Genomic DNA, 21,899 nt, shown 5'->3' on the forward strand with positions numbered 1-21,899 from the left:
ACGTTTATTCATCATAAAAAGTAAACCGCAGGTTAAATATAATTCATTTTTGCAATAACAAATAAATGACAATTTAACCTGTTATTTTACTTTTAAGCTCTAAAAGTCCAAAACTGCTTATATAAAAATTTTTTATAAATTTTAAAAAATATTTTTATATATAAATCATATAATTAGTTTCAATTCACCACATTCAGACTGACATATCTCATTAAACTCTCGGTCTAATATGATCCATATCAAATTCAGGCAAATCCCCGTTTGTTACTATCAATGCGTGCTATGATTAATTAAGGACAAAGAGAGTGTTAGGATGAAAACTGACAGCCCTTTCAATTTATTTTCACCTGCTGTAATGGCACAAATCGCTGATGATAGCGGTGTATATAAGGTCAATAAACATCCCGCAGTGACTTATTTATCGGCAATCATGGCAGGTGTATTTATTTCCATTGCTTTTGTTTTTTATATTACGGCAACAACAGGGACTTCTTCCATTCCTTATGGATTGGCTAAATTAACTGGTGGGATCTGTTTTTCCCTTGGCTTGATGTTAGTGGTTATATGTGGTGTCGATCTCTTCACTTCCACTGTATTGACAATTATTTCAAAAGCGACAGGGCGTATTACCTGGTCTCAAATGATCAAAAACTGGATTAACGTGTACATCGGTAATCTGATTGGTGCCCTGTTTTTCGTGGCCTTGGTTTGGTACTCCGGCCAATATGCCGTTGCCAATGGAACCTGGGGATTGAATGTATTACAGACAGCAGATCATAAAATGCACCATTCCTTTATCGAAGCGATATGCCTGGGTATTTTAGCCAATCTGATGGTATGTCTCGCTGTCTGGATGAGCTATGCCGGACGCAGTCTAATCGACAAATTATTCGCTCTGATCCTGCCAATTGGCATGTTTGTCGCTAGCGGTTTTGAACACAGTATCGCTAACATGTTTTTAATTCCATTTGGGATCATTATCAAAAACTTCGCACCAGATGAATTTTGGCTGAAAGTAGGAACAACCCCTGAACAATTTCCTCAACTTAATATTTCAAGCTTTATTACCGATAACCTGATCCCTGTTACGATAGGTAACATCATTGGTGGTGCGCTATTGGTTGGGGTGACTTATTGGTTGATTTATTTACGTGGTGGCAAAAATCATTAATTCGCCTCTGCATAAGATTTCTTAAAAGTTCCACTGTTAAAAGGTAGAAGTATCATGTCCGAGTTAAACGAAAAATTCTCAGTAGCATGGCAAGGCTTTAACGAGGGTAGCTGGCAGAATGAAGTCAACGTCCGTGATTTCATCCAGAAAAACTATACCCCGTATGAAGGTGATGAATCATTCCTCGCGGATGCCACAGAAGCGACAAACGCGTTGTGGGAAAAAGTCATGGAAGGTATCAAAATCGAAAACCGCACCCATGCGCCGATAGATTTTGATACTGACATTGCATCTACAATAACTTCTCATGATGCGGGTTATATTGAAAAAGAGCTGGAACAAATCGTTGGCCTGCAAACCGAAGCACCTCTGAAACGTGCCATTATTCCATTTGGTGGCATTAAAATGGTTGAAAGTTCCTGTAAAGCTTACAATCGTGATCTAGATCCAAAACTGAAACAAATTTTCACTGAGTATCGTAAAACGCATAATCAGGGTGTATTTGATGTTTACACCCCCGATATCCTGAAATGCCGTAAATCTGGTGTATTGACTGGCTTGCCTGACGCCTATGGTCGTGGTCGCATTATCGGTGATTACCGTCGCGTTGCATTGTACGGGATCGACTTCCTGCGTGATGAGAAATTTGCCCAATTCACTTCCCTACAGGAAAAATTGGAAAATGGTGAAGATTTAGAAGCGACCATTCGCCTGCGCGAAGAACTCGTCGAACAGCATCGTGCTCTTGGTCAAATCAAAGAGATGGCTGCTAAACATGGCTATGATATTTCCAATCCTGCTACCAATGCCAAAGAAGCCGTGCAATGGACTTATTTTGCCTATCTGGCAGCCGTTAAATCGCAAAACGGGGCTGCAATGTCCTTTGGGCGCGTTTCTACCTTCCTCGATATCTACATCGAACGTGATATTCAGGCAGGTAAATTAACTGAACAACAAGCCCAAGAGCTGATTGACCATTTGGTTATGAAACTGCGCATGGTACGTTTCCTGCGTACGCCAGAGTATGATGAGCTGTTTTCTGGTGACCCAATTTGGGCAACTGAATCACTGGCTGGTATGGGGTTAGATGGACGTACTCTTGTCACCAAAAACAGTTTCCGTTTCCTGCATACGCTGTATACCATGGGGCCATCCCCAGAACCTAACATGACCATCCTGTGGTCTGAAAAACTACCAATTAACTTTAAAAAGTTTGCCGCAAAAGTGTCTATCGATACTTCATCCCTGCAATATGAAAATGATGACCTGATGCGCCCCGACTTCAACAGCGATGATTACGCTATCGCATGCTGCGTCAGCCCAATGATTGTTGGTAAACAAATGCAGTTCTTCGGTGCCCGTGCAAACCTTGCAAAAACCATGTTGTATGCCATCAACGGCGGCGTAGATGAAAAAATGAAAATGCAAGTTGGCCCAAAAGAAGAGCCAATGAAAGACGCTGTGCTGGATTATGACAAGGTTATGACGCGAATGGATCACTTCATGGATTGGCTGGCAAAACAGTATGTCACAGCCCTGAATATCATCCACTATATGCATGACAAATACAGTTATGAAGCTTCATTAATGGCACTGCATGATCGTGATGTATACCGTACTATGGCATGTGGTATCGCAGGTCTATCCGTTGCCGCTGACTCATTGTCTGCCATTAAATACGCGAAAGTTTCCCCAATCCGTGATGAAGATGGCCTGGCAATTGATTTCAACATTGAAGGTGAATACCCACAATTTGGTAACAACGATCCACGTGTCGATGATATCGCTTGTGATCTGGTTGAACGCTTCATGAAGAAAATTCAGAAACTGCAAACATACCGTAATGCAGTGCCAACCCAGTCGGTACTGACTATTACCTCAAACGTGGTTTATGGTAAGAAAACGGGCAATACACCTGATGGACGCCGTGCTGGCGCGCCATTCGGGCCTGGCGCTAACCCAATGCACGGACGTGATCAAAAAGGTGCAGTTGCTTCATTGACTTCGGTCGCTAAACTGCCGTTTGCCTATGCCAAAGATGGTATTTCATACACATTCTCTATTGTACCTAATGCACTGGGTAAAGATGATGAAGTGCGTAAAGCAAATCTGGCCGGCCTGATGGATGGTTATTTCCATCACGAAGCAGATATCGAAGGTGGTCAGCACCTGAACATTAACGTGATGAACCGTGAAATGCTGTTGGATGCCATGGAAAATCCTGAGAAATACCCGCAGTTAACTATTCGTGTATCTGGTTACGCTGTACGGTTTAATTCTTTGACTAAAGAACAGCAACGGGACGTTATTACCCGTACATTTACTCAAACCATGTAATTATTTGGAATAGAGTCAATGAGTATCGCGTTAACATAAAATGTCATTATTTCTATTGAAATAACATACAAAAAGGCTCCTTAATCCTTGGAGCCTTTATTAGTTTGCTAGTTTTGGAGAAGTCCTTTCATGTCCGTACTTGGCCGTATCCACTCTTTTGAATCTTGCGGAACCGTAGATGGTCCTGGTATCCGCTTTATCGCGTTTTTCCAAGGTTGCCTTATGCGCTGCCTCTATTGCCATAACCGCGATACCTGGGATACCCATGGCGGAAAAACGGTAACAGTCGAAGAGTTAATAAAAGAAGCAACAACCTATCGCCATTTTATGAATGCTTCCGGTGGTGGAGTCACGGCTTCCGGTGGTGAAGCAATTCTTCAGGCCGAATTTGTTCGTGACTGGTTTAGGGCTTGCCATGAAGAAGGCATTCATACCTGTCTGGATACGAATGGCTTTGTTCGCCGTTATGATGCGGTGATCGATGAACTACTGGATGTTACCGATTTGGTTATGCTGGATTTAAAACAGCTTAATGATGAGATTCACCAAAGATTAATTGGCGTATCCAATCATCGGACTCTCGAATTTGCACGTTATCTGGCAAAACGCAATCAAAAAACCTGGATCCGTTATGTTGTTGTTCCCGGTTGGTCGGATGATGATCAATCAGTTCATTTACTTGGTGAATTCACCAAGAACATGAAAAATATTGAAAAAATAGAGCTATTACCTTATCACGAGCTGGGTAAGCATAAATGGATTGCCATGGGGGAGGAATATAAACTGGAAGGTGTTAAACCCCCATCAAAAGAGACAATGGAGAAAGTAAGAGAAATTTTAAGTACCTATGGACATCGTGTGATCTATTAGATTTATTCCTGCCACTCGGTAATTAACTATCTAATTAATAAAGAAATCTATAACTCTTAATAGAAACTGGCTTTCAAACATTGAAGTCAGTTTCTTTGTTAATGACTTATGATCCAATCGCCTCCTTGCAGTTATTATATGAATGCAATAAAGAAATCACATATATTCACTATTACCTATAAAACCTCCCCTTTTTCCGCTGATAAGGATTAAAATTAATACTTGTTGATTAATAATTTTTATATGATAATCCTTCCGTTTTCTATAACGATTTGTGTTAATGAAATAGAAATATAGAAAAATAAATTCAGTAATTACCATTTAATAGAATAAATCGGAAAAATATGGATACTCAAGATATGAATATCAATTCAGGAGAGAACAGCGTCTCCCTGAGCAAGGAAAAAGAGACTTTCATTCCAAATGGGCGGGCTGTAGGTGCTGGAGCTGCAACAGAGTGGATTGGTAATGCATGGGAAACGTTTAAAGCAAAACCACTGAAATGGATACTGTTATATTTAATCTATTTCGTTATCATTGCAATTTCACAATTCATCCCTATCATCAGTATTGCCACGATTCTGTTTAGTTCAGTATTTATTGCTGGATTTATTGCTGCCAGTGAAAAGCAGCGAACAACCGGTGATTTTGAAATAGAATTACTTTTCCATGGGTTTAAAAATAAACTTGGCTCATTAGTTGCCGTTGGTGCACTTGTCTTCGGCATATATATGCTTGGTGTCATTGCTGCTGTCATACTTGGTGGAACAAGCCTAATTCAAATATTATTGGCAGGACAAGATTCAGACCCTATGCTATTTATGGGTAGTTTTTCTACTTTAATGCTGGCAATATTGGTTATATTCTTCTTTAGCATCGTTTCTCTTGCATTTAGTTGGTTTGCTCCTGCCCTGATTATCATTAATGATTTAAAATTTGGTGAAGCAATATCAATGAGCTTAAGTGCAGTAAGAAAAAATCTATTCGGTGGTTTCTTGTTCTTCTTATTGATAGGTATTTTGGTGTTTATTTCCGCAATTCCACTTGGTTTAGGTTTGATTGTTACTTTACCTATGTATATGGCAACCTATTATACAACTTATCGCAGCATTTTTTATGCTACAGAAACCCAAGAAACAAAATCTCATTTAATCAATTAAATATTTTCAATAGATATTTATATGTAAAAAGCGCCATATTCGGCGCTTTTTTATTAAGAAAATATGGTATTAACCAATATATTCCAATCCATTCATATAAGGACGCAATATTTCTGGGATTTCAATACGGCCATCTGCTTGCTGATAATTTTCCATCACGGCAACCAAAGTACGACCTACCGCAAGACCAGAACCATTCAGTGTATGTACCAACTGAGTTTTCTTGTCATCTTTACCACGGAAACGCGCTTGCATTCGACGAGCCTGAAAATCCCACATGTTGGAACAAGAGGAAATTTCACGATAAGTATTTTGTGCTGGTAACCAAACTTCCAGATCGTAAGTTTTTCTTGCGCTCGCTCCCATGTCACCTGTGCACAGCAACATCTTACGGTAAGGAAGATTCAGTAACTGCAATACCTTCTCAGCGTGCCCAGTCAGCTCCTCCAATGCTTCCATGGATTTTGCTGGATGAACAACCTGAACCAATTCAACTTTATCAAATTGGTGCATACGGATAAGGCCACGGGTATCACGACCATAAGAACCCGCTTCAGAACGGAAGCAAGGAGTATGCGCCGTCATTTTCAATGGCAACACGCTTTCATCCAAAATTTCATCACGAACTAAGTTAGTGACCGGGACTTCCGCAGTTGGGATCAGGGCATAATGACTGCCAGATTCTTCTTCCAATGGTCTGGTATGGAACAAATCTTCACCAAACTTAGGTAGCTGACCTGTACCATACAAAGAATCATGGTTCACCAGATAAGGGACATAAGTTTCCAGATAACCATGCTGCTCTGTATGCAAATCCAACATGAACTGGGTGATGGCACGGTGCAGACGAGCAATCTGCCCTTTCATTACAACGAAACGCGAACCAGTCAGTTTAACCGCAGCCGCAAAATCAAGGCCGCCAGTCAGTTCACCCAGTGATACATGATCTTTGATTTCAAAGTCATATTGGCGTGGTTCACCCCAACGACTAATTTCCAGGTTATCACTGTCATCTTTTCCGTCCGGAGAAAAATCATCAGGGATATTCGGCATGCTTAATGCAATATTACGGATCTCTGCCTGCAAAGTTTCCAGTTCAGCTTTTGCTGAATCCAGTTTTTCTCCCAACTGATTCACTTCCTGACGCAGTGGTTCAATATCTTCACCACGGGCTTTCGCTGCACCAATAGCCTTCGATCGGGAATTACGTTCTGCTTGCAGGGTTTCAGTTTCAACTTGTAAAACTTTGCGGCGCTCTTCTAATTTGCGCAGCATCTCCACATCAAGGGTATAACCCCTGCGAGCCAGTTTTTCGGCGACTGCGTCTAGCTCATTACGCAGTATATTTGGATCGAGCATGCTAGTCCTGTGCTTGTTGTTATTGAAAAAACGACAGCTAAGAGCTGTAGTTTGAAGTTGTTAGATATAAACCTTACCGTATCAAGAAAATTAACGATAGCGTTTTATTGGGCTATTTTGATCCTGTTCCATTAGCCAGTTTAACTTCTCACCAATCTTACCTTCCAGCCCTCTGGCAGTTGGATAATAATAACGTGTTTGTTGCATTTCTGGTGGGAAGTAAACTTCGCCGGCGGCGTACGCGTTTACTTCATCATGAGCGTAGCGGTATTCCTCACCAAACCCGATGTCCTTCATTAGCTTAGTCGGGGCATTACGCAAATGGGCAGGAACATCATAATCCGGTTTGTTTTGTGCATCCGCCATAGCTGCCTTAAATGCGGTATAAACAGCATTACTTTTCGGTGCACATGCAAGATAGACAATGGCCTGTGCGATCGCCCTTTCTCCTTCAGCCGCTCCGACACGCGTAAAACAATCCCATGCAGCAATAGCTATCTGCATTCCGCGTGGATCAGCATTACCCACATCTTCAGAAGCAATTGCCAGTAACCGACGGGCAACATAAAGAGGATCACCGCCTGCGGTAATAATTCGGGCGTACCAGTAAAGTGCTGCATCAGGTGCTGAACCGCGGATTGATTTATGCAGTGCAGAAATTAAATCGTAATATCGATCACCTTTATTATCAAACCTGGCACTCCTTTCCCCACTCACTTCTTTCAGTAATTCCGGCGTTAAAACCCGTTGCCCTTGTACATTGGTTTCTGCCATGTCCGACATCATTTCCAGCAAATTCAGTGAGCGACGTGCATCTCCCGCCACAAGCTCTGCTATCATCTGGCGAGTATTGTCCGGTAAGACGATATTTTGTCCGCCAATGCCACGTTCTGTATCATTCATGGCATGAATAAGAACCTGTTCAATTTCTGCCGTCGAAAGTGACTTCAATAAATAGACACGAGCCCGTGACAACAAGGCTGAATTTAATTCGAAGGAGGGATTTTCGGTGGTTGCCCCAATAAATGTGATCGTACCATCTTCAATATGTGGCAAGAACGCATCCTGCTGGCTCTTATTAAATCGATGAACCTCATCAACAAATAAGATAGTTCTACGCCCTGCATTACGATTTTGCCGTGCTTTTTCTATGGATTCACGAATTTCTTTTATGCCAGAAGTGACTGCCGAAATGCATTCAATATCAGCTTGAGCGTAATAACCAATAATTTCAGCTAGTGTTGTTTTTCCTGTTCCTGGCGGTCCCCATAAAATCATGGAATGAAGATGACCTGCCCGGATTGCTCGCGGCAAAGGTTTTCCTTCCGCCAGTAAGTGTTGTTGTCCAATATACTGATCTAATGTGACTGGCCGCATTCTTGCGGCCAGTGGCTGAAATTCATTTTGTGAAAAATCGAGAGAAAGATTGTTCACTTAGACCTCACTGGCGCTGATCATCCAGCGTGACACCTTCCGGTACGGTAAATTTGAATTTCGCCGCATCCACGTTTACATTTTGCTGCCCTTTCAATTGGTAAGCACTTTTTTGCCCATCCTGTTCAACGGCAGTAAATTTTTGGATTGTTCCCTCTGATGTCACAGTAATTGAAAAATGTTTTAAGTTGCCATTGGTATTATAGGGAATAAGCTCAAAATTATTACCGTTTTGCATAACCTTATACTGTTTCCAGTCGGCAGGATCATTGCGTGCAATCAGCATAAATGGCGTATTTCCTGTCGCTTCTTTTAACCAATTTGCAGTCACCTGCTCAACAAAAGGATTATAAAACCACAGCGTCTTGCCATCAGAAACTAAAACACTCTCATCAGGTGACGTCATATGCCAGTTAAACAAATTAGGGCGTTTGATCCAAAGCTCCCCTTCTCCTTGTTGAACTGTTGAACCATCATTACTAGTTACTGTTTGAGTAAAACTAGCATGAAAACTATTCACCTTTCCCAAACGCCCTTGCAGATCCTGCATTGCATTAGCCCAGGCAGAGCCTATGCTCACCCCCATCATCAGACAACCAATCAACATCAGTTTTTTCATGTGCAAGATACCTTCAATTCGTTTTATTATCAGCCATCAATTGTGATACTGTTTACATTTCACAGCGATAATCAATGTTCATGTGGCGGAGGTGCTAAAACTTCACGATTGCCATTATGCCCAGGCGCGCTAACTATCTGTTGTGCTTCCATTTGTTCAACAATCCGAGCCGCTCGGTTATATCCAATTCTGAATTGACGTTGCACACCCGAAATAGAGACACGGCGTTTTTCGACTACAAATTCAACCGCTTGATCAAACAGGGGATCTAGCTCTTCATCGCTATCAAGTCCCATACTGCCTTCACCATCTTCTCCCCCTTTAACAATACTGTCTATATATTGAGGGCGGCCGCGGGCTTTCCAGTCATTCACAACTTCATGCACTTCTTGATCGCGCACAAATGCGCCATGAACACGTACAGGAATAGAGGAGTTTGGCGCCAAATAAAGCATGTCTCCCATGCCAAGCAGTGATTCTGCACCACCTTGATCAAGGATGGTACGGGAATCTATTTTACTGGATACTGTAAATGCAATACGTGTCGGAATATTTGCCTTAATCAGTCCGGTGATAATATCAACAGAAGGACGCTGGGTTGCCAACACTAAGTGGATACCTGCTGCTCGTGCTTTCTGAGCCAAGCGAGCAATTAATTCTTCCACCTTTTTCCCTGCTGTCATCATTAAGTCGGCAAACTCATCAACCATGACAACAATATAAGGCTCTTTTTTCAGCATAGGATGTGTTATATCCATGCTGTCACCTGGTTTCCAGAACGGATCAGGGATTGGCCGCCCCATATTTTCGGCTTGCTTGATCTTGTCGTTATAGCCCGCAAGGTTGCGCACACCTAAAGCTGACATCAGCTTATAGCGTCGCTCCATTTCATTTACACACCAACGCAATGCATTGGCGGCATCTTTCATATCGGTGACAACTTCAGTCAATAAGTGCGGAATGCCTTCATAAACCGATAATTCAAGCATTTTCGGGTCAATCATAATAAAGCGCACATCCTCTGGTTTCGCTTTATACAGAATACTGAGGATCATCGCATTGACCCCTACCGATTTACCCGAACCAGTAGTTCCTGCTACCAGTAAATGAGGCATCTTACCCAAATCAGCCACAACCGGCTGTCCTGCAATGTCCTTTCCTAAAACGATAGTTAATGGTGAAGGGTTATCACGGAATTTATCACAATCCAGAACTTCCCGCAGATAAACCGTTTGGCGTTTTTTATTAGGTAATTCTAAACCAACATAAGGTTTTCCCGGAATAACTTCAACGATACGGACGGCTACCGCTGAAAGCGAACGAGCAAGGTCACGTGATAAGTTAGAAATACGTGAAGCTTTCACCCCAGGCGCTAAATCCAAGTCAAATCGTGTAATTACAGGCCCTGGAGAGAATCCAACAACATCTGCTTTAACACGATAATCGTTCAAACGCGCCTCAATTAAACGAGAGGTTTGCTCAAGCGCAAACATATCAACCGGTTCTTCTTCTGCTGGTGGTTCCGCTAAAAGATCCAGAGAAGGCATCGGCGTCGTTGGTTTTGGCAATGGCTGATCATTACGCATCAAAAATGGATGGAACAGGCTATCTTGCTGCGGTTGCTGTGCAAAAGTATGTTGATCTCTCGATTCGTGAGAATCAAGAACTATTGCTGTATTTTTGTCCTGAATTTGTTGAGCCGGTGGCTCTGTTGGCATAAGAAATTCAGTCGGCTCAGGTTGATGTAGTTGGTAACGTTCACGTTGTTGTTTTTCAAACGCTATCCGCAACGCTTCTTCCTGTACTTTTTGTTCATCTACTGGCTGTTCATCTACTGGCCGTTCGTCTACAATCTGTCCATCTGCGCTATTTTTCGTCCACTCATCAGCTACCGTTGGTTGCTTATCTATCAGCCTACTGTCTTCACGAGACTCTGACTCTCTGTTTCCTTCTTCAAAATCAGTGCCATAGCGCTCACGTTGCTGCTCGAGGAATTGCTGACGCAACATGTCTTGCTGTTGAACATCCATTCGCTGTTCATTAGCTTCTGCAATCAACTCATTCTGCCTCTCTTTTTCTTTCCGTTGCATATGTTCTGCCAAACGGTGAGAAGGCACTTTGATACCATACAATTCGCGACGTGTTGGGATCCTAACAGGATTAGGGCGCGGCATTTCAGGACCAATACCTTGTTTAACCTGCGGATTTCTCACCATAACAGCAGAGCTAGCAATATCCGCGGCCGCATTTTTCACATTGACATTACCATTTTCAGGAAGCGTAAATGTATCGGTTACATCATCTTGTGAATGCGTATTCGTGCCAGCAGAACTGTTTGTGGATAGATTTGAAATAGCCTGAGAAAAATCGTCTGATTGTGGATGTGTATCTGATTGGTAATCATCGGGTAATTCAAAAGAATAGCGAACAGGTTCCTGTTCCTGAGGTTGATCAAATACTGGAACAGTCGCCGCTGTCAATATAGCTGGCTGCGGTGTATCTTCAGGTTTAAGTGAATGTTCGGCTGTCTCGGATGAGCCGTTTTCTTCCATAGCCGGAGAGGCTGATGCAGGTTGTGACACCGGAGCTGTATTCGCTAATTCGGCTAATGTTGGGGCTGTCAGTAATACATCATCTGCATCTGCTGTTTCAGTTGCAACCGCAGATTTAACCATTTCATGTTTATCTGCATGTGCTTGTTCACTGGCTATACGTTCGGAAACTAACGCATCCTCTAAATCATTTTCGTCACATTCAGCATGATTACGGCCACGATTGATCATAAAACTCAATGAATCCAGAATAGCTGCGCCAATTTTTTCTGCAATCGTGAGCCATGACCATCCCGTAAACAATGTGAATCCAACGGCCCAAATGCCAAGCAGAGCCAATGTTGCCCCCAGGATATTGAACCAAGGCAGGATCGCATTACTGAATAAATTGCCAATGACTCCGCCAGCAGCAAAATCATTTAAATCATCAACATTGAGTGCAGCCAAACCGCATGATGTCAGTATCAGGGCTAACGCACCAATAATGCGTAATGAAAGTGTGAAGAAATCAATGTACTCTTGCCTATTTTTCTGACGGAAAGCATTCCAACAACCTAACAACATAAATGGCGGGACTGCATAGGCAAGAATACCAAATGCCGAGAATAAAATGTCAGATAACCAGGCACCAACACTGCCGCCCCAATTGTGGACAGGTTCATGCCATGACGTTTGTGACCAACTGGGATCAGATGGATTGAAGCTGATAAGCGCTACTATCAAATACACAGCACAGATAGCAATAACCAATAGAACGGCTTCCAGAAGCCGGCGGCCACTGCTTATCTTCTTTAACTTAACACGTTTGTCTTCTGTATATTCCTGGTTCAAGAAAGGCTCTCCAGGTTTTTCTGTTGATGAAATGGAACAACGCTGAGGGTAGCTCAGCGTTGGAACTGTATGCATAAACAGGAGTGTACCTAAGTTTTTCCTGTTTTGCATCTGTACATTTTAGATGAAAGTTTAACGAGTCTTAATCACCAAGCGATTACTCTGTTTCACTTCTTCCATCACAACATAAGTACGGGTATCGTTAACACCGGGAAGACGCAACAAAGTTTCGCCAAGCAACTTACGATATGCAGACATATCTGGTACACGTGTTTTTAGCAAGTAGTCAAAATCACCAGAAACTAAATGACACTCTTGGATTTCTTCTAGTTTCTGGACAGCAGTATTAAATTGTTCAAATACATCTGCTGCACCGCGGTTCAGCGTAATTTCAACAAATACCAGCAAGGATGCATCCAAATAATGAGGATTCAGCAAAGCCGTATAGCCAGAGATAAAGCCCTGACGCTCTAAGCGGCGCACACGTTCCAGACAAGGTGTTGGTGACAAACCAACTCTTTTGGATAACTCCACGTTAGAAATACGGCCATCTTTTTGCAACTCATTAAGGATATTACGATCTATACGATCAAGATCTTTTCCTGGACGCTTCTTATTATCTATCATCTTATTGCTCTCTCTTTATATTCCTACACCTAAAACATTTTCCCTATCTCTTTCAAGCTGTTGAGCTGGAAAAGATGTCTTCAAAGGTTAAAACTCAATCTGTAACCAAGGTTTAAGGACTACTATAACTTTTAGAAATAATCTCCCAAAATACAACTTCCTAGACTACAATCTTCCAGAATTCGATTAATTATCCCTTTTGATTTCCAAGTTGCTGCTATGTTAGCTGTGCTCACTCACCCCAATCACTCAGTTACTCATATGTCAGCCACTCATAACTCATACTGGTTTCTATGCGCTTGAGGTTTTGTTCCCTTGCCGCCGCACTATAACTTGAAATCCATTAGGAATACGACACGATTTACCAGAACATCGTCTCTCAGAAACATCATTTCCCAGCACACTATCTCTCAAGATACTAGCACCAAAAACACTAGGTTTTTCATAAACAGCTTAACGGCAATTTTTATATTCTATGAGAAAATCACTCACACTAATTTATCCATTTTATAGAAACAATTGATTAGCAGGGGAGATAATTATCTCTTACACTGATGTTTTCGCAAATGCACAGCCGATTGTCAAAGTAAATGAACAAAAATCAGAACAACCTGCCAAACAAATTTTCAGTAAATCGTTTCGATAGCTTATTTCATATCTCATGTGTATAAATGATGTTCAATTCAGGAAATTAAACTATCATCTCTTACAATACGATTACATCATAGTTACTATCTATCGGTAAAATCGTTAATAACATGAATATTTTATCTGATAATTGCTTTTTTTAACTTATTATTTCTCCTACAATCCCTAAATCTGCAATATGCGATAATGGAAATGAGGTATTCATGAGCACAGCCAAACACAGTAAACTTATCATTCTTGGCTCAGGTCCTGCTGGTTATACTGCTGCTGTGTATGCAGCCCGCGCTAATCTAAATCCTGTCCTTATTACTGGAGTTGAAAAAGGCGGCCAATTGACCACCACGACTGAGGTTGAAAACTGGCCAGGTGATCCTGAGGGGCTGACTGGCCCAGGTTTGATGGAGCGCATGTTCCAGCACGCCGAAAAATTTCAAACAGAAATCATTTCTGATCATATTCAGAAAGTTGATTTCTCAAACAAACCATTCCGTTTATTTGGTGATGATCAGGAATATACCTGTGATGCTTTAATCATCGCGACAGGTGCTTCAGCCCGTTATCTCGGATTGCCTTCCGAGGAGGCTTTCAAAGGTCGTGGTGTATCTGCCTGTGCAACATGTGATGGGTTTTTCTATCGTAAACAAAAAGTTGCTGTAGTCGGTGGAGGTAATACTGCCGTTGAAGAAGCATTGTATTTGGCGAACATTGCTTCTGAAGTACATTTGATTCACCGTCGTGATTCTTTCCGTTCAGAGAAAATCCTGATTGACCGCATGATGGAAAAAGTGAAGAACGGTAATATCATTTTGCATACTGATCGTACGTTGGATGAAGTTCTGGGTGATGATATGGGTGTTACCGGCATTCGCATTCGTGATACGAAAAGTGACAACACCGAAGAACTAGGTGTTACCGGCGTTTTCATCGCCATCGGTCATAGTCCAAATACTGGCATCTTTGATGGACAACTAGCGCTGGAAAACGGATATATCAAGGTCCAGTCTGGCTTACAGGGTAATGCTACCCAGACGTCTATTCCTGGTATCTTTGCCGCCGGAGATGTTATGGATCATGTATATCGCCAAGCTATCACCTCAGCAGGTACCGGCTGTATGGCTGCACTGGATGCTGAACGTTTCCTTGACGGATTAGCAACCAAATAATCTATCTTTCCCCAAGGCGCTATTTCGATAGCGCTTTTTAACAGGTAACATACAGCCTGGTTTGATATTCCATATCATCACCCCCTAATCAGAAATTTTTCTTATGGACAAAACAAGACAATCTGAACTTGTTCGATGGTTGAAGCAGCAAACTGCACCTGCCCGTCGGTGGCTTCGTTTATCAATGCTACTTGGCTTAATCAGTGGATTGCTGATTATTTCTCAGGCCTGGCTCTTGGCGACAATTCTCCAAGCCCTGATTATGGACAATATTCCTCGTGAAAACCTTATTGACCAATTTCTAATGTTGGCCGCTACTTTTACATTACGGGCGATTATTAATGCTGTTCGGGAGCGAATCGGGTTTATTTGTGGCAAAGTTGTACGCCAACAAATTCGCAATATGGTACTGGATAAGCTCGAACAACTAGGCCCAATGTGGGTTAAGGGGAAACCCGCCGGAAGCTGGGCAACCATTATTCTGGAGCAGATAGAAGATATGCAAGATTTCTACTCTCGCTATTTACCCCAAATTGCTCTTGCTACGATGATCCCTATCTTAATCCTGATTACTGTGTTTCCAATTAATTGGGCCGCAGGATTGATTTTATTTGTCACCGCTCCATTGATTCCTCTGTTTATGGCATTGGTTGGATTAGGAGCCGCAGATGCTAATCGACGCAATTTTGTTGCTCTCAGCCGATTAAGCGGTAATTTTCTTGACCGTTTACGGGGTTTGGATACTTTGCGTCTGTTTCATCGAGGGGATGCGGAAGTTGAACAAATCACGGAGTCAACAGAAAACTTTCGCCACAGAACGATGGAAGTTTTGCGCATGGCATTCCTATCTTCAGCAGTTTTAGAATTTTTTGCTGCAATTTCCATTGCTGTTGTTGCTGTTTATTTTGGTTTTTCCTACTTGGGAGAATTGCACTTTGGTAGCTATGGCGTTGGTGTTACGCTGTTTGCAGGTTTCCTCGCGTTAATCCTTGCCCCTGAGTTTTTTCAACCACTACGCGATTTAGGTACGTTTTATCACGCCAAAGCTCAGGCAGTCGGAGCGGCAGAATCGCTCTTCACCTTACTTAGCAGCGATGGAGAACAAGTCGCAAGTAACGGAGAGAAAACACTATCAGATAAAGGATCCGTAGCCATTGAGGCTCGTGGTCTGGAAATTATGTCCCACGATGGGCATCGTCTTGCCGGTCCTTTGAATTTTACCATTGATAAACGTCAACGAATTGCTCTGGTTGGAAAAAGTGGTGCGGGCAAAAGTTCGTTGATCAATGTATTGCTGGGATTCTTGCCTTATCATGGTTCCCTGAAAATCAATGGAATTGAGTTGCGTGAGCTCAATCTCACCAAATGGCGCGAACATTTAAGCTGGGTTGGGCAAAACCCACACCTGCCAGAACAAACATTGCTCGATAATATTCGTCTTGGTCAATATGACGCAGCGCAAGAGCAAATCAATGATGTGATGGAGCGGGCTTATGTCAGCGAGTTCATTAACGGCCTTCCAGATGGAATTAATACGGTAATAGGTGACAACGCTGCTCGTTTGTCTGTTGGACAAGCCCAGCGTATTGCGGTAGCACGAGCGTTGTTAAATCCTTGCCAATTATTGTTATTGGATGAACCAGCCGCTAGTCTTGATGCTCATAGCGAACAGCGCGTGATGATGGCTTTAAATCAAGCCTCATGTCAACAAACCACATTATTGGTCACTCACTTGTTAGAAGAAACGCTATCGTATGACCAGATTTGGGTAATGGAAAATGGATTATTTATTGAGCAAGGCGATTATCAAACTTTAAGCCGGTCTCAAAGTGTATTTTCTCGTTTATTGTCTCACCGTAGTGTGGAGCTTTAATCATGCGTGTATTACTCCCATTTATCGCACTCTACCGCCGCCATTGGTTTCTCATTAGTTTAGGTATGGCATTGGCAATTGTGACGCTGCTAGCCAGTATTGGGTTGCTAACACTCTCTGGTTGGTTCCTTGCTGGTACAGCCCTGGCCGGGTTCGCAGGGTTATATACATTCAACTATATGCTGCCAGCCGCTGGTGTTCGAGGTGCAGCCATTTTTCGCACTGCCGGCCGTTATGGTGAACGGCTTGTCAGCCATGATGCAACATTCCGGGTATTAGCACATTTACGTGTTTTCGCGTTTCAAAAAATACTACCTCTTTCTCCTGGAGGTATTGCCCGTTTTCGTCAAGGTGAGTTGTTAAATAGGCTTGTTGCGGATGTCGAAACGCTGGATCACTTGTATCTGCGAGTTATTTCTCCTGTCCTCGCCGCATTCGTCGTCATTCTCGCTCTGACATTCGGTTTAGGCTTCCTTGATGTCACCCTCGCCTATACTATTGGCGGTATTATGTTAGGGCTGCTGCTGATATTACCTTGTGTGTTTTACCACGCAGGAAAACATTATGGTAGAAACATTACCCAACAACGCGGTCAGTATCGTACATTGCTTACCAGCGCCTTGCAGGGACAAGCTGAATTAAGCATGTTTGGCGCACTCAAACGCTTTCGTCAATCCATGACAGAGATTGAAAACAGTTGGTTGAAAAGCCAGCAAAAACAAGCCGATTTAACCGGACTGTCACAAGCCATTATGATTTTTTCCACTGGTATTACAGTGACTCTGATTTTGTGGCTGGCCGCGGCTGGTGTGGGGGAAAATAGTCAGGCGGGCGCATTAATAGCGTTGTTTACATTCTGCACCCTTGCTGCGTTCGAAGCACTTGGGCCAGTCACAGTGGCATTCCAGCATATGGGGCAAGTCATTGCATCTGCAACTCGTATCTCTCAGTTGATGCACCAAAAACCAGAAGTCACTTTCCCTTCTCAGGGACCGCAAGCAAATAACAAGCTTAGCCTTGAAATAAAAAATGTTGATTTCACCTACCCTGGCCAACCACAACCAGTATTGAAAAATATATCTCTGTTCCTGACATCAGGCGAACATATTGCTTTATTGGGGAAAACAGGATGTGGTAAATCAACGCTTTTGCAATTATTGACGCGTGCCTGGGACGTCAATAGCGGTGAGATTCAACTCAATCAGCACCCTATCTCCCACTATGATGAGTTTACATTACGTTCAATGATGTCTATCGTTCCGCAACGGATACATGTCTTTAGTCATACTTTGCGTGAAAATCTCTTATTAGCAAAACCAGATGCTCGTGACGATGAATTAACAACTGTACTGCAACAAGTAGGTTTAGGACACTTGCTAGACACTGATAAAAAGCTAAACTGTTGGATGGGCGAGGGTGGGCGCCAGCTTTCCGGTGGAGAACAGCGTCGCTTGGGTATTGCCAGAGCATTGTTACACAATGCCCCTTTAATGCTGCTGGATGAACCAACTGAAGGGCTTGATGCAGATACAGAACAACAAATTCTGTCGCTGCTACACAGTAGTTGTCAGCATAAGGCATTGATTATCGTTACCCATCGACTCACTGGCTTGCAACACATGGATCGGATCTGCGTTATGGATGGAGGACGCATTATCGAGCAAGGTAAGCATAATACGCTACTAGCTCAACAAGGTCGTTACTATCAATTTTATCAGCGACAACAATTTTATCAGCTACAGAGTTATCCTGAGCAAAGGTGAACTAACTTATGTCGATAGCTCAATTGGGTAACTCATATGAATTCCCCCCCCTACCAATGCGCTAGTTGAACCTAATGGTTTATTGGCATTTGGAGGAGATCTAAGTGCAGAACGTTTACGAGTAGCGTATCATGAGGGGATTTTTCCGTGGTATTCGCCTGATGAGCCACCTTTATGGTGGTCTCCCGACCCCAGGGCCGTGTTGATTCCAGGAGAATTGCATATTGGCCGAACGCTACGTCGATTTATTCGCAAACATACTTACCAAATTACGGTAAACTATGCCTTTGATGAAGTAATATATAATTGCGCCCAACGACAAGAAGGCACCTGGATTGGAACCGATGTTCAAAAAGGTTACCAAACCTTACATAAAGAAAGTTTAGCTCACTCAATTGAAGTCTGGCATGACCACCAACTTGTAGGTGGTTTATACGGCGTTTGTGTCGGTACACTATTTTGCGGTGAATCGATGTTTAGTAAAATGGAGAATGCTTCCAAATGTGCTTTTGTCGCATTCTATCACCATTTTTTACGTCATGGTGGTCAACTATTTGATTGTCAGGTACTAAATCACCATACAGAATCATTGGGTGCTAAAAATATTCCGAGAGAAAAGTTTCTCCAGTATCTTTATCAATTAAGAAAGCAGCCATTGCAATCAGGTTGCTGGTCTGTACAAAAGCTGGATTGATAATCATCTCTTAGAAATAAATGCTGTTCATGGTGGGATGTTATTAGCCATCATATTACCGTATGTAAAATGATGGCTTAAAATACGACATTCCTTTACATAATGATGGTTTTTCGGCATTATCTTGCCGGTTAAAAACTATGGTTGTTACATTTAGAGGATTAGATGGCCAAAGAAGACACTAATTTTGAAATGCAAGGTACTGTTTTAGAAACACTGCCAAATACCGTGTTTCGCGTTGAATTAGACAACGGGCACGTTGTCACTGCTCATATCTCAGGAAAAATGCGTAAAAACTACATCCGCATCCTGACAGGAGACAAAGTTACAGTTGAGCTAACTACATATGATCCGGAAAAAGGACGCATCACTTTCCGTAGCCGCTGATTAAGATCCCTTAACACCACAGGTGAATATATTTTTCAGAATTCACCTGTGGTGTGGTCACTACTAATTTTTACTATCCATCAATTAGCAGCTCCTACCATTGATACCATTTATATCTATAACACGGCATCTTCCGATCTCTTTTTATTTGATTTTTGAGCGCCCTTAAAGTCATACACCAATGCCTGTTTAGCTTTATCAAGTTTAATTTTGACTGAGCCTCCATGCACCAAAGAACCAAATAACAACTCATTCGCCAGTGGTTTTTTAAGATTGTCCTGAATTACACGAGCCATAGGACGTGCGCCCATCGCCTTATCATAGCCTTTGTCACATAACCATTGGCGAGCATCTGCACTGACTTCCAGAGAAACACCTTTTTCATCCAGTTGGGCTTGTAACTCGACAATAAATTTATCAACAACTTGCTGAATAACTTCAGAAGAGAGTGCATCAAACCAGATGATGCTATCAAGGCGATTGCGGAATTCAGGTGTGAAAATCCGTTTTATCTCTTCCATGCCATCAGTGCTATTATCCTGCTCCGTAAACCCGATAGATTTACGCTGTATTTCACGTACCCCTGCATTGGTTGTCATCACTAAAATAACATTGCGGAAATCCGCCTTACGGCCATTATTGTCAGTCAATGTGCCATTATCCATAACCTGTAACAACAGGTTAAATACATCAGGGTGAGCTTTTTCAATCTCATCCAATAACAGTACAGAATGAGGATGTTTGATGATCGCATCGGTCAATAATCCTCCCTGATCATATCCAACATAACCCGGAGGAGCACCAATTAAACGGCTGACAGTATGCCGCTCCATATACTCTGACATATCAAATCGCAATAATTTAACATTCAATACTTTGGCAAGTTGGACTGTGACTTCTGTTTTCCCCACTCCCGTAGGCCCTGCAAATAAGAAAGATCCTACTGGCTTATAATCCTGCCCCAATCCAGCACGGCTCATCCTGATGGCTTCTGTCAGAGCAGCAATCGCTTTGTCCTGACCAAAGACCAACATTTTCAAACGTTCATCCAATGTTTTCAATACATCTTTATCACTGGCTGACACCGTTTTTTCTGGAATACGGGCTATGCGAGCAACAACAGTTTCAATATCAGCAACGTTAATTGTCTTCTTACGGCGGCTAACTGGCACTAATCTGGTTCTTGCACCAGCTTCATCAATGACATCAATGGCCTTATCCGGTAAATGACGATCGGTAATGTACTTCACAGATAACTCAACTGCTGCCCGAATGGCCTTCGCTGTATAACGAACGTCATGGTGTGCTTCATATTTAGCACGCAGTCCATTGATAATTTGTACCGTTTCTTCAGAAGAAGGCTCAAGAATGTCAATTTTTTGGAACCGGCGAGCCAAAGCCCGATCTTTTTCAAAAATATTGCTGAATTCGTGGTAAGTCGTTGAGCCAATTACCCGTATACGTCCACTGGACAACAGCGGTTTAATAAGATTAGCTGCGTCCACCTGCCCACCCGAGGCAGCACCCGCACCAATAATAGTATGGATTTCGTCAATAAAGAGAATGCTTTTATTGTCCTGCTCCAATGTTTTTAGCAAAGACTTGAAGCGCTTCTCAAAATCGCCACGATATTTTGTACCTGCTAATAACGATCCAATATCCAGAGAATAGATAGTACAATCCTGCATCACTTCGGGAACATTCTTTTGCACGATACACCATGCAAGCCCTTCAGCAATCGCTGTCTTACCAACCCCCGATTCCCCAACAAACAGAGGGTTATTCTTGCGGCGGCGACAGAGCACCTGAATAGCTCTTTCCAATTCATTTTGACGGCCGACAAGCGGATCAATTTGCCCTTTCTGCGCCAATTGATTCAGGTTAGTCGTGAAATTTTCCAACCGATCTTCACTAATTACCGGCTCTTCTGGAACCGGATTGATACTGGGGTGGGCATCATTATCTGATTCATCTTTACGTGTTCCATGAGAGATGAAATTCACAACATCCAAACGACTGACGTCATGTTTACGCAGTAAATAAGCAGCCTGGGATTCCTGTTCACTAAAAATGGCAACCAGGACATTCGCCCCTGAAACCTCCGAACGCCCCGAAGATTGAACATGAAATACCGCACGTTGCAAAACACGCTGAAAACTTAATGTAGGTTGTGTATCCCTGTCATCATTCTCAGATAACAAAGGGGTAGTTTGTGCAATAAAACTTTCTAATTCCTGGCGTAACATCGCCAAATCGACTTTACAAGCCTCCAATGCCTCTCGCGCTGATGTGTTACTTAACAACGCCAGCAACAGGTGCTCTACAGTCATAAATTCATGTCTGTTATCCCTTGCTTTGGCAAAAGCAATATTGAGACTAAGCTCCAGTTCTTGATTGAGCATAAGCACCTC

The 21,899-nt window shown here is 42.5% G+C and carries 15 protein-coding genes; 9 read left to right on the forward strand and 6 right to left on the reverse strand.

The genetic code is table 11. The annotated features are described in order from the left end of the window. The first annotated feature begins 313 nt into the window (after positions 1-313). The 4 genes from focA to Xish_RS02105 all read left to right on the forward strand — a co-directional run bounded on the left by focA (position 314) and on the right by Xish_RS02105 (position 5,538). The gene (gene focA / locus Xish_RS02090; protein WP_099116493.1) at positions 314-1,171 is read left to right on the forward strand and encodes a formate transporter FocA; all 858 of its coding nucleotides are present in this window, start codon (positions 314-316) and stop codon (positions 1,169-1,171) included. 54 nt (positions 1,172-1,225) lie between these two features. Further along, entirely contained in the window at positions 1,226-3,508 is a 2,283-nt protein-coding gene (gene pflB, locus Xish_RS02095) for a formate C-acetyltransferase (RefSeq protein ID WP_099116494.1), read from the forward strand. A gap of 129 nt (positions 3,509-3,637) precedes the next feature. Further along, positions 3,638-4,378 (forward strand): pyruvate formate lyase 1-activating protein, encoded by a 741-nt coding sequence (pflA, locus tag Xish_RS02100; RefSeq protein WP_099116495.1) that lies wholly within the window; start codon positions 3,638-3,640, stop codon positions 4,376-4,378. A gap of 344 nt (positions 4,379-4,722) precedes the next feature. Next, positions 4,723-5,538 (forward strand): BPSS1780 family membrane protein, encoded by an 816-nt coding sequence (locus Xish_RS02105; protein ID WP_099116496.1) that lies wholly within the window; start codon positions 4,723-4,725, stop codon positions 5,536-5,538. Between the two features lie 69 nt (positions 5,539-5,607). On the opposite strand, the gene serS is transcribed toward Xish_RS02105, so the two are convergent. The 5 genes from serS to lrp form a co-directional block, all read right to left on the reverse strand. Then, on the reverse strand, positions 5,608-6,897 hold the full coding sequence (gene serS, locus Xish_RS02110) for a serine--tRNA ligase (protein WP_099116497.1): 1,290 nt from the start codon (positions 6,895-6,897) through the stop codon (positions 5,608-5,610). 90 nt (positions 6,898-6,987) lie between these two features. Continuing rightward, positions 6,988-8,331 carry a replication-associated recombination protein A gene (locus Xish_RS02115; RefSeq protein ID WP_099116498.1) on the reverse strand — a complete coding sequence of 448 codons (1,344 nt, stop codon included), beginning with the start codon at positions 8,329-8,331 and terminating at the stop codon, positions 6,988-6,990. A 7-nt stretch (positions 8,332-8,338) separates the two neighbouring features. Further along, positions 8,339-8,950: an outer membrane lipoprotein periplasmic chaperone LolA gene (gene lolA, locus Xish_RS02120; RefSeq protein WP_099116499.1), complete on the reverse strand. Its 612-nt coding sequence runs from the start codon at positions 8,948-8,950 to the stop codon at positions 8,339-8,341. Positions 8,951-9,021: 71 nt separating this feature from the next. Continuing rightward, positions 9,022-12,444, reverse strand: coding sequence for a DNA translocase FtsK 4TM domain-containing protein (locus Xish_RS02125; protein WP_425274971.1), 3,423 nt, complete (start codon positions 12,442-12,444; stop codon positions 9,022-9,024). 21 nt (positions 12,445-12,465) lie between these two features. Beyond that, positions 12,466-12,960: a leucine-responsive transcriptional regulator Lrp gene (gene lrp, locus Xish_RS02130; protein ID WP_004256338.1), complete on the reverse strand. Its 495-nt coding sequence runs from the start codon at positions 12,958-12,960 to the stop codon at positions 12,466-12,468. A gap of 851 nt (positions 12,961-13,811) precedes the next feature. Here lrp and trxB point away from each other — a divergent pair. The 5 genes from trxB to infA all read left to right on the forward strand — a co-directional run bounded on the left by trxB (position 13,812) and on the right by infA (position 19,488). Continuing rightward, positions 13,812-14,771 carry a thioredoxin-disulfide reductase gene (trxB, locus tag Xish_RS02135; RefSeq protein WP_099116500.1) on the forward strand — a complete coding sequence of 320 codons (960 nt, stop codon included), beginning with the start codon at positions 13,812-13,814 and terminating at the stop codon, positions 14,769-14,771. 103 nt (positions 14,772-14,874) lie between these two features. Beyond that, positions 14,875-16,644: a heme ABC transporter permease/ATP-binding protein CydD gene (gene cydD / locus Xish_RS02140; RefSeq protein ID WP_099116501.1), complete on the forward strand. Its 1,770-nt coding sequence runs from the start codon at positions 14,875-14,877 to the stop codon at positions 16,642-16,644. A 2-nt stretch (positions 16,645-16,646) separates the two neighbouring features. After that, complete coding sequence (gene cydC / locus Xish_RS02145; RefSeq protein WP_099116502.1) at positions 16,647-18,407, forward strand: heme ABC transporter ATP-binding protein/permease CydC; 1,761 nt, start codon at positions 16,647-16,649, stop codon at positions 18,405-18,407. Positions 18,408-18,489: 82 nt separating this feature from the next. Beyond that, positions 18,490-19,101: a leucyl/phenylalanyl-tRNA--protein transferase gene (gene aat, locus Xish_RS02150; protein ID WP_244185891.1), complete on the forward strand. Its 612-nt coding sequence runs from the start codon at positions 18,490-18,492 to the stop codon at positions 19,099-19,101. A 165-nt stretch (positions 19,102-19,266) separates the two neighbouring features. After that, on the forward strand, positions 19,267-19,488 hold the full coding sequence (infA, locus tag Xish_RS02155) for a translation initiation factor IF-1 (RefSeq protein ID WP_045969938.1): 222 nt from the start codon (positions 19,267-19,269) through the stop codon (positions 19,486-19,488). 116 nt (positions 19,489-19,604) lie between these two features. Here infA and clpA read toward each other — a convergent pair whose 3' ends face one another. Further along, complete coding sequence (clpA, locus tag Xish_RS02160) at positions 19,605-21,890, reverse strand: ATP-dependent Clp protease ATP-binding subunit ClpA (RefSeq protein WP_099116504.1); 2,286 nt, start codon at positions 21,888-21,890, stop codon at positions 19,605-19,607. Positions 21,891-21,899 lie beyond the last annotated feature (9 nt).

Source organism: Xenorhabdus ishibashii (assembly GCF_002632755.1).
Lineage (GTDB): Bacteria > Pseudomonadota > Gammaproteobacteria > Enterobacterales > Enterobacteriaceae > Xenorhabdus > Xenorhabdus ishibashii.

Bases quoted from the DNA above. Each gene is read 5' to 3' on its own strand.
- cydC (WP_099116502.1), top strand. From the start codon at position 16,647: ATGCGTGTATTACTCCCATTTATCGCACTCTACCGCCGCCATTGGTTT.
- pflB (WP_099116494.1), top strand. From the start codon at position 1,226: ATGTCCGAGTTAAACGAAAAATTCTCAGTAGCATGGCAAGGCTTTAAC.
- lolA (WP_099116499.1), bottom strand. From the start codon at position 8,950: ATGAAAAAACTGATGTTGATTGGTTGTCTGATGATGGGGGTGAGCATA.
- Xish_RS02105 (WP_099116496.1), top strand. From the start codon at position 4,723: ATGGATACTCAAGATATGAATATCAATTCAGGAGAGAACAGCGTCTCC.
- clpA (WP_099116504.1), bottom strand. From the start codon at position 21,890: ATGCTCAATCAAGAACTGGAGCTTAGTCTCAATATTGCTTTTGCCAAA.
- trxB (WP_099116500.1), top strand. From the start codon at position 13,812: ATGAGCACAGCCAAACACAGTAAACTTATCATTCTTGGCTCAGGTCCT.
- lrp (WP_004256338.1), bottom strand. From the start codon at position 12,960: ATGATAGATAATAAGAAGCGTCCAGGAAAAGATCTTGATCGTATAGAT.
- Xish_RS02125 (WP_425274971.1), bottom strand. From the start codon at position 12,444: ATGCAAAACAGGAAAAACTTAGGTACACTCCTGTTTATGCATACAGTT.
- cydD (WP_099116501.1), top strand. From the start codon at position 14,875: ATGGACAAAACAAGACAATCTGAACTTGTTCGATGGTTGAAGCAGCAA.
- infA (WP_045969938.1), top strand. From the start codon at position 19,267: ATGGCCAAAGAAGACACTAATTTTGAAATGCAAGGTACTGTTTTAGAA.
- focA (WP_099116493.1), top strand. From the start codon at position 314: ATGAAAACTGACAGCCCTTTCAATTTATTTTCACCTGCTGTAATGGCA.
- pflA (WP_099116495.1), top strand. From the start codon at position 3,638: ATGTCCGTACTTGGCCGTATCCACTCTTTTGAATCTTGCGGAACCGTA.
- serS (WP_099116497.1), bottom strand. From the start codon at position 6,897: ATGCTCGATCCAAATATACTGCGTAATGAGCTAGACGCAGTCGCCGAA.